This window comes from Anaeromicrobium sediminis (assembly GCF_002270055.1).
Classification (GTDB): Bacteria; Bacillota; Clostridia; order Peptostreptococcales; family Thermotaleaceae; genus Anaeromicrobium; species Anaeromicrobium sediminis.
Genome location: NZ_NIBG01000007.1, coordinates 197,657 through 204,558 on the forward strand (window position 1 = coordinate 197,657; position 6,902 = coordinate 204,558).

Genomic DNA, 6,902 nt, shown 5'->3' on the forward strand with positions numbered 1-6,902 from the left:
CCATACTTACCTTGTCATAACCTCCTCCCAGCTTAATTATTAAGAATTCACTGACCTTTCAGATCATCTATTAAGCATTTATTTCAGCAGTATTATTAGGCTCTCCTGATAATTTTTTTAAGCACGATGACAAAACTTTTGCACTCGTATAAATATCTTCATCTGATGCAAATTCTTCCTTATTATGACTTATGCCCTTAAAACAAGGAATAAAGATTAAACTCGTTGGGATTATGGTTGCCATATTCATAGAGTCGTGGCCTGCTCCGCTAATCATTCTTCTGTATGGAATTTTTTCATCTACACATACAGTTTCAATTAGATAGTTTATGTCCGAATTCATATGGGAAGGTATTTCATTACCTAAAAATTCAAATAGAAACTGTATATCTCTTTTAATAGAAATAGTTTTTACAGTTGTCAAGACTTGATCAATGGTTCGTTTTATACTTTCCTTTTCAATACCACGTATGTCTAACAAAAATTCAGTTTTCCCAGGAACAACATTCATTGAACCAGGAAATGCTTTACATGCTCCAACGGTGGTTACGGTTTTGTGAATAGATTCCTTAATTCCAATATGCTCTATAGCTAAAATAATTTCTGCTGCTGCAGCCAAAGCATCTTTTCGTGCACCCATAGGACAAGCTCCTGAATGAGCTGACTCACCAATTAAAGAGATTTTAAATCTTGAAGGAGCAGCAATAGCTTCAACAATGCCAATCTTTTGGCCTTCTTCTTCTAATATATTGTTTTGCTCAATATGAACTTCTAAAAAAGCTTTATATTCATTAGGGTCAATCAACTTACAATTTTCTGGTGTATAACCATTTTCAATAATTGCGTCATAGATACTTACATTATTTATGTCCTTGATTTTTTTTAGATCATCCATATACAACTTATTACTCAGTATTTTACTACCTATGGTTGACACGTTGAATCGGCTGGACTCTTCAGCAGCGAAAGCGATAATTTCAATGGGATGTGTGTTTATGAAACCTCCCTCAGCAAAATCCTTTAAAATTTCAATTCCTAAAATGACTCCCAACGACCCATCGAACCTTCCACCATTGGGGACTGTGTCCAGATGAGATCCCACAAGAATACTTGGAAGATTTGGTTTCGTTCCTTCTTTTCTAATCCAGAGATTTCCTACTCCATCAATACTTGCATGAAGTCCTAATTCAAGTGCATAATTCTTAAGATATTCTTTTGCCTGTGCTTCTTCTTCTGAATATGCTAAGCGTGTAATTCCTCCATTGTCATCCTTGCCAATGCTGTTTACATGATTAAATATTTCATTAAACGAACTCATAAAAGACTCTCTATTCATAACACACCCCCATATAATTGTATTTTCAATGTTGTTTTTTTATAATTCCATTTACTTTTTTAATATGTCATAAGCTAATACTGAAAATACTTTAACAGCATTTATCATATCTTTTTCGTCAAAATCAAATTTTCCATTATGATGTGGCCCTTTTATGTCACTTCCAAATAATATATATGTGGCTTTACCACCATTTTTATGGACCTTTTTCATCATATATGAAAAATCTTCACTTCCTCCAAATCCAACAGGTCTATCAATAATTTCTCTTAAAGATTTTATTTTTTGTGCTGCAAATTTTACTCTTTCTATTGCTTCTTCATCACTATATTCATTTTCTGCACTTCCCATCTCTTTAATGGTCAGTTCAACATCATACATATGAGCACAGGATTTCAGTATTTTAATAGTTTTTTCTTCCATGTATTTATTTAACTTAGATGAACTACCTCTAGTTTCTATTTCCATATATGCTTCAGATGGTATTACATTTCTTCCACTACCAGATACTAATTTTCCAACATTTATCCTAGTAATACCATCACCATGTCTAGGAATCCCTTGCAAGTTTAAAGTCCCAGTTGCTGCTGCTAAAAGAGTATTCTTTCCACCTTCAGGACTTATTCCTGCATGGGCAGCCACTCCCTTAAAATACGCATTAAGCTTTGTAGTAGCTAAAAAATTACCCATGCCACAGAACAATTTGCCACTACTGTTTTGGGCTATTCCAATATGTCCACCAAACATGTAATCTACATCATCTAAAACTCCAGAGTTAGCAATAGACTTTGCACCTCTAACACCTTCTTCTGCCGGTTGGAAAACAAGCTTCACCTTTCCCTTTATAGAATCCTTTATATTCATAAGAACTTCTGCTACGCCAAGGCCAATGGCAGTATGCCCATCGTGCCCACATGCATGCATACTCCCCTCATTTACGGAACTAAATCCATTCAAATATGGATAGTGATTTTCATCAATACTCTCCTCTACCTCAACTGCATCCATATCAAACCGAATTCCTATTACTGGTCCATCACCATTATCTAAAACACCAACAACACCAGTATATCCGCCTTTCATTTGTTCTAGAAATTCTAACTCAGCCCCTTGTATCTTAGCCCTTTCATATGACATATGAAGAACCTCTTCACTTGGAACACCCATACGATCTTCTGCCCGTATTACTTCTCTTCCTATTAACAAATCATAGCCTAAGTCTTTTAACTTTCTGGCAACTATTGATGCTGTTCTAAATTCCGTCCAACCACTTTCTGCATATTTATGAAAATCACGTCTAGCATTTATTATTTTTTCTTCTATGGTATCAACCATAAGTTGAATTTTATTCTGCATAAAAGGACCTCCCTAAATTAATTGCTGTCTTAATAAATGCCTTTGTTCCAATAGCTAATACTTTCTCATTAAAATTAAAATATGGACTATGTGGTGGATGATTTTCTTTTCCTTCCTCCCCTGATCCTAAGAACATAAATACGGAGGGAACAGATTTTGCAAAGTAAGCAAAGTCTTCACCTCCTGGTGCAGGTCTAGGAACATCCAAATACTTTTCCTTTCCAAACATATCTATAATTGATTCCTTTGCAATTTTAACTATCTTTTCATCATTTATAAGAGGGGGATATGTAAATTTATAATCTAACTCCCCTTTCCCTCCTAAAGCTGATGCAGTATCTTCTACAATCTTCTTTAATCTCTTATACACTTCTTCTCTGACTTTGTCATCAAATGACCTAACTGTCCCTTCTAACCTTACAGATTCAGGTATTACATTATATCTAGTACCTCCCTTAAAAACTCCAATTGAGATAACTGCCTGTTCGAATGGATCTATATTTCTACTTACAATAGTTTGAATATTATTCACTATTTGTGATCCAATTACTATAGGATCTACTCCTAAATTTGGTAAAGATGCATGAACCCCTTTTCCTGTAATTTTTATGACAAATGGATCTGATGCTGCCATCATAACGCCAGGTCTACTTCCTAATACTCCTAGCTCTACTTGTGGCCATATATGCATTCCAACCATACAATGAACTTTTGGATTTTCTAGGACTCCATCTTTTATCATATGTTGAGCGCCACCACCATTTGGCGCATCCTCTTCTGCTGGTTGAAATATCAACTTAATCGTCCCATGTATTTCTTCTTTCATTTTCGTTAATGCCTTTGCAACTCCTAATCCCATTGCAGTATGTCCGTCGTGTCCACAAGAATGCATAAATCCTTTGTTCACCGACTTATATGGAACATCTGTAAGTTCTTCCATTTCTAATGCATCCATGTCAAACCTAAGTCCCACTATAGGACCTTCTTTTTCCCCTCTAATAATTCCAACCACGCCTGTATTGTAATATCCAGTTCTTACTTCTATTCCTAATTTAGTTAGCTCTTTCACTATTTTATTTGAAGTTTCATATTCATATTTACTTCCTTCCGGATGCATATGTAAATATCTTCTTTGCTCTATAATCCAGTCTTCTATACTATCTACCATCTCATTAATTTTTTGTACCATCATTAATACCCCCTTATATGTATCTAACAAAGGCATCTATGTTTCGGACATATATCAGACACGTCCTTTATAGTGTTAATATATTCTATATTTATTTTTATATTACTATTTTGTCTAATAATATTTTTAATTTTCTTATATTTCTGTTTTTATAAATAAAAAAGGCTTACTTCGTATGCTTCGCTAGGAAAGCCTATGGTTTCCTTCGACGATTGCTATCACAACCTGAGCACCTTCCTTTAAAGAGGCAGGGGAATTCTTCCCCTACAACCCCTTATTTTTTACTTATCCACAGATTGGAAAATTTATGATTTCCTTTTAAGTAAAAAAAATAACTAAGATTTTATATCTCAGTTATTTATACAGTACAATTTTAAATCATTATTTTATATATTTGTCTTGGTCTACCTGTTTTTGCATTGCTTTCCTTTGCAACTATTGCAGCAAATCCCGCATTTAAAAAATTAGTTAATATCCTTCTAGCACTTCTAGTACTTATCTCTAAATGGTTAGCAATTTCTCTAGCATCAAAAGTATCTTTATTAGTCTTATCTTTAATTGAAATAATCTTTGAAATATATGCTGAACTGACTTTTACCTTTTGAGCTATTTCTTGAATTTCTTTATCATCAACAACTAATTTATATTCAAGTGCACATTGATTTTTATCATATATAGGTCCACTTATCCCGCCATCTTCTTCAACTATGTATATGCATGATTCGTCTTTCTTAATAGCATAATCAAGAGCAATTCTCGCATTACATTCTGCATTATATACTGTATTTCCATACCCAATTCCAGAAGCATACGATATTCCCTCATTAGAATCTACTTTAACATACCGATGAAAATCTAAACTCTTACAGCTGGCTTCCATAACACCTCTAGTTGAAAAAAGCATATACTCATCTCTACCGAAAGGAAATATAGACCCCAGTACACTTTTTGTATACTCAATTAATGCCTTTTCAAAGTTATTTTTCAATTTTAAAAATTTATATTCAGAAGACATATGTTTATTCTTATTTTTTATCTTAACTATTTGAATAGCAACTTGAGTATCTTTTATTTTTTTCACATCAGCTTCATATATTGCTTTGGAAATATATTCTCTAATTAGGAACGTGGTAGACCCTAATTTAAATACGGGAACCCCTTTCTCTTTAAGGGCTTCACAAGTCTTAGATAAGCCCGTTACTGCAAGATTAACTTTCCCTTCTTTCCAAAGCTTATAGTGTTTATCTGCTAATTTTTCATACTCAATGTTTTCTTCATAGGGAATAACATAATATTTTTTGAGCTTAATATCCATTTCATCTATAACTTCTTCTAAAGCTTCTTCATTAATTGAATCAATACTTAACTTAGTATAATCTATACCCAGTCTATGCATTTCAAAAAAAACTTTAAGTATACTGGTTCCAACTTTAGGTATATAAAAAGTTGGCTTTTTTATAACATTTGCATACTTGGCAATATAATATGGTATATGTCCAGAAAATAGTACAACATCAACTTCCTTTTGACATCTGGTAATTATATGAACAGTCTCATTTTTGCGTTCATATACAAATCTAAAAATTTCTATTTTATCTGTAAATTCCCTAGCTACATTGCATATTTTTTCAACTGAATCCTCTGGTCCAATTATCCCCAATTTTATCTTCATAGCTATACCACCTTACCATTACTTTTTAACATTAGTTTCAAGCTCTTCTGGTTTCTCCACCTTTGTTCTAAATTTATTTTATATTTTCATTTAGTGTGTGTCTACTATTTATTTTACATATAATGGATTTGTGGAATTTTAAGAGAGTTAAAAGTACTTTCTCCTATTGAAATAATCCCCAAAAAGAGGGATTTGTATAAAAATGTAGAATTATTTATAAGTTTGGCAATTATGACAAAAGAGGAGTATACATGATGAGCATAAGAAAGCTAATTGTTTTATTATTAATTATTGTAAATGTATTATTGTTAAATGGAATCGTTTCATTTTCTCAAGAAACTGAAAAAAATCATATACTTGTTCTTAATTCCTATCATCAGGGATATGCATGGACAGATCATGTTGTACAAGGGATAGAAAGTGTTTTAGAGGATGAAAATAATGTGATTCGTATAGAATATATGGATACAAAGATAATAACAGATGAGATACATCTAAATAATTTATATGAATTGTATAAATATAAATTTAGTGATCATAAATTCGATGTTATTATAGCTAGTGATAACGATGCTTATAATTTTTTGAAAAAATATCATAAGACCTTATTTAAAGATACACCTGTAATAACTTGCGGACTCAATGTTTTTGATGATTTCATAACAAATGGAAACAATATGTTTACAGGAGTTGCAGAAACAGTAGATATTAAAGACACCATAGATATAGCCTATAAATTACATCCAAATATTAATAATGTTGTTATTATTGCCGATGAATCTTTATTTGGTAATATGAGTATAGAAACTGCAAGGGAGATTGCTCCTCTTTATAAAGATAGACTAAAGTTTCATTTTATTCAAACTGATTCCATAGAAGATATTCTAGAAAATATCAAAAAAATCCCTAGGGATAGTATGATCTTTAAGTCTGGACTTTATAAAGACAAGGTGGGAGAGCCCATATCCATAGAAGAAGGAACTAAAATGATCTCAAAGACAGTGAATGTACCCTTATATAGCTGTTGGGAAATGAATTTAGGCCATGGTGTTATAGGTGGAAAGGTAGTTAGTGGTTATTCCCAAGGAGAAACAGCTGCCAAAATGGCTTTAAAAATATTAGAAGGACAGAGTATAAAAGAACTACCCTTTATTCAAAAGAGTATAAACAAATACGTTTTTGATTATGCTTTAATAGGCAAATATCCTATAAAACTATCGGACTTACCAAAAGATAGTATATTTATAAATAACCCCTCTCCTTTTTTAAAAATAAAAAAGAGTTTAATGTACTTGGTTATTATGTTAATAGTTGCTGTTCTTATATTTTTTAATTTTATTCTCTATAAA

At 32.2% G+C, this 6,902-nt stretch carries 5 protein-coding genes; 1 reads left to right on the top strand and 4 read right to left on the bottom strand.

Annotated features, from left to right (window positions below; all coding sequences use genetic code 11):
• Window positions 1-70 precede the first annotated feature (70 nt).
• The 4 genes from CCE28_RS10255 to CCE28_RS10270 form a co-directional block, all read right to left on the bottom strand.
• Window positions 71-1,336, bottom strand: coding sequence for a M20 family metallo-hydrolase (locus CCE28_RS10255; RefSeq protein ID WP_095133592.1), 1,266 nt, complete (start codon window positions 1,334-1,336; stop codon window positions 71-73).
• A 51-nt stretch (window positions 1,337-1,387) separates the two neighbouring features.
• Window positions 1,388-2,692 (bottom strand): amidohydrolase, encoded by a 1,305-nt coding sequence (locus CCE28_RS10260; RefSeq protein WP_095133594.1) that lies wholly within the window; start codon window positions 2,690-2,692, stop codon window positions 1,388-1,390.
• Window positions 2,682-3,881, bottom strand: a complete 1,200-nt coding sequence (locus CCE28_RS10265) for a M20 metallopeptidase family protein (protein ID WP_176461764.1) — start codon at window positions 3,879-3,881, stop codon at window positions 2,682-2,684. The genes CCE28_RS10260 and CCE28_RS10265 overlap by 11 nt, the downstream gene beginning before the upstream one ends.
• 373 nt (window positions 3,882-4,254) lie before the next feature.
• Window positions 4,255-5,553, bottom strand: coding sequence for a hypothetical protein (locus tag CCE28_RS10270; protein WP_095133597.1), 1,299 nt, complete (start codon window positions 5,551-5,553; stop codon window positions 4,255-4,257).
• Between the two features lie 254 nt (window positions 5,554-5,807).
• Between CCE28_RS10270 and CCE28_RS10275 the strand changes: the two genes are divergently transcribed.
• Window positions 5,808-6,902 (top strand): ABC transporter substrate-binding protein (locus tag CCE28_RS10275; protein ID WP_278277548.1); only part of this gene is annotated, 1,095 nt, incomplete at its 3' end.

Bases quoted from the DNA above. Each gene is read 5' to 3' on its own strand.
- CCE28_RS10255 (WP_095133592.1), bottom strand. From the start codon at position 1,336: ATGAATAGAGAGTCTTTTATGAGTTCGTTTAATGAAATATTTAATCAT.
- CCE28_RS10270 (WP_095133597.1), bottom strand. From the start codon at position 5,553: ATGAAGATAAAATTGGGGATAATTGGACCAGAGGATTCAGTTGAAAAA.
- CCE28_RS10265 (WP_176461764.1), bottom strand. From the start codon at position 3,881: ATGGTACAAAAAATTAATGAGATGGTAGATAGTATAGAAGACTGGATT.
- CCE28_RS10260 (WP_095133594.1), bottom strand. From the start codon at position 2,692: ATGCAGAATAAAATTCAACTTATGGTTGATACCATAGAAGAAAAAATA.